The sequence below is a fragment of the Ruegeria sp. C6 genome (genome assembly GCF_056537625.1).
On record NZ_JBQFRW010000021.1, the window covers coordinates 1 to 2,472 of the forward strand.

Here is a 2,472-nt window from a genome sequence, read left to right on the forward strand (position 1 = left end):
CCTGTGAATCGGCATGCGAAATTGACCCACTTGGGTGGGTTATGAGCGATTAAAATTGACCCACCTGTTTCGTTAGCATCCGCGCTTCAAGTGCGGAGGAAAGAGCAGGTGTTATTGATGGAAAGCGTGTCGAAGATCCGACGATGGGTATTGGTTGAGGAGCGCAGCATCCGGTCTGTTGCGCGGGCGACGGGATTATCGCGGAACACGATCAAGAAGTATCTGAAGGATGAGAGCCCGCCGAGCTACCAGCGCCAGGTTCCGCCGGTTCGGCACAAGCTGTGCAACGGGTTTGATCTTCGGCTTCAAGACCTGTTCGATCAGGACCAGAAGCGATCACGCCGGGAGCGGCGGACGGCCCAGAAGCTTTATGAGCAGCTCGTGGTCGAAGGTTACACTGGTAGCTATTCCCCTGTTCAGCGATTTGTCCGGGACCTGAAGCGGGCCGGTGCCGGTTCGGGCGAGGCTTTTATCCCGCTGCATTTTGCGGCAGGTGACGCGCTGCAATTTGACTGGAGCGAGGAACGGGTTGTTCTGGGCGGTATCGAGCAGAAGGTGAAGGTTGCCCATTTCCGCCTTAGCCACAGCCGCAAGCCCTTTGTCTTGGCCTATCCCGGCGAAGCCCAGGAGATGGTTCTGGATGCGTTCGTGCAGGCGCTGTCTTTCTACGGCGGTGTTCCACGCCGGGTGATCATCGACAATCCCAAAACAATGGTGACCTACGTCTCGCGCTCGAAGGACCGGATATTCCATCCCCGGTTCCTGGCGCTGATGAACCACTATGTGATGGAGCCGGTGGCCTGCACCCCGGCTGCGGGCTGGGAGAAGGGACAGGTCGAGAACCAGGTCCAGTTTTTGCGCGGCCGGTTGTTTGTTCCCAAACCGGCTTTTGCTGATCTTGATGCGCTCAATGACTGGCTGCGCCTGCGCTGTGAAGAACTGGCCAATCGGCCCCATCCCGAACATCAGGATCGCACGGTTGCTGAAGTGTTCGAAGACGAACGCGCCGAACTGCGCCCTCTGGGGCGGGCATTTGACGGATACGTGGAAAAGACCGTTCGTGTTCGCTCCACCTGCCTGGTTCAATATGCCAGCAATCGCTACAGTGTGCCGTCCCGGTTCGCGGGGCAACATGTGTCGCTGCGCGCCTATGCAGGCCGGATCGTGCTGGTGTCGGGCCCGGATGTCATCGCCGAGCATAAGCGTCGCTTCACCCGCAATGTCAGCTATTTTGAACCCTGGCATTACGTGCCCCTGCTGGACCGCAAGCCCGGTGCCCTGCGCAATGGCGCGCCATTCGTGGGCTGGGAATTGCCCGACGCCATGCATCGGATCAGGGAGCATTACATGGCGGGCAAAGGCGGGGATCGGGAGTTTGTCGATCTGCTTCTGCTGGCGCAGGATCATGGGATCGAGGTGGTCGAGACGGCTTGCGAACTGGCGGTGGAACAAAACACCCTGCGCCTTCCTGCCATCATCAATCTGATCAATCAGTTGATGGAGCCGGTCATCGCACCGCTGAGCGACGCCCATACCTATCCGCATCTGACCCTGCGGCCCGAAGCCGATTGCAAGCGTTATGAGATGCTGTGCTCGGCTGAGGAGGCTGCCGCATGAATGCTCTCATCGACCAACTGACGGCCCTGAGGCTGCATGGAATGGCAGCTTGCGCCCATGATTTGCTGTCCGCGCGCAAGCCACCAAGTCTGACCACAGCGATAAAGCAACTGATCGACGCTGAGACTGTAGAGCGGCGGGTGCGTTCCATCCAGTATCAAATGCGTATCGCGAAGTTCCCCCACCACAAAGACTTCGCTACTTTCGATTACAGCGCGGCCGCGGTCACCCAGACCCAGATCGAACCGTTCTGCACGGGCCAGTTCACTGACGAGGCGCACAACCTCATTCTGGTCGGCGGAACCGGCACTGGCAAAACCCATATCGCCATAGCTTTGGGCACCACCTTGATCAACAACGGCAAGAAGGCCCGCTTCTTCAATGCGGTCGATCTGATCAATGCGCTGATCAAGGAACAGGCCGAGGGCAATGCCGGGAAGATCATCCGGCAACTCTCGGCCCTGGACTGTGTCATCATCGACGAGTTGGGTTATATCCCGTTCCCAAAATCCGGCGGCGCACTGCTCTTCCATCTCATCAGCAAGCTTTACGAGAAGACCAGCGTCATCATCACCACCAATCTGGAGTTCGGTGAGTGGGTCTCCGTCTTTGGCGATGCCAAGATGACCACCGCGCTCTTGGATCGCGTAACCCATCACTGCGCCATCATCGAAACCGGCAATACCTCATTCCGGTTCGCACAAAGCAAGCGACGCAGAAAAACATAAACGGCGCGCAACCAAAGCCCCCAGACGGACCCGCTATATGAGGGCGGCCCGCCTGGGGGCTTTGCGCCACATAGGGTGGGTCAAAATCAAACGCTGAAACCGGGTCAGTTTTGAACGCTCATTGACA

At 58.3% G+C, this 2,472-nt stretch carries 2 protein-coding genes; both read left to right on the forward strand.

Features of this window, described 5'->3' with window-relative positions; genetic code table 11:
• Window positions 1-117 precede the first annotated feature (117 nt).
• On the forward strand, window positions 118-1,617 hold the full coding sequence (istA, locus tag ACR0MJ_RS20715) for an IS21 family transposase (protein WP_170684178.1): 1,500 nt from the start codon (window positions 118-120) through the stop codon (window positions 1,615-1,617).
• Window positions 1,614-2,345, forward strand: a complete 732-nt coding sequence (gene istB / locus ACR0MJ_RS20720) for an IS21-like element helper ATPase IstB (RefSeq protein ID WP_170684176.1) — start codon at window positions 1,614-1,616, stop codon at window positions 2,343-2,345. The genes istA and istB overlap by 4 nt, the downstream gene beginning before the upstream one ends.
• The last annotated feature ends 127 nt before the right edge of the window (window positions 2,346-2,472 follow it).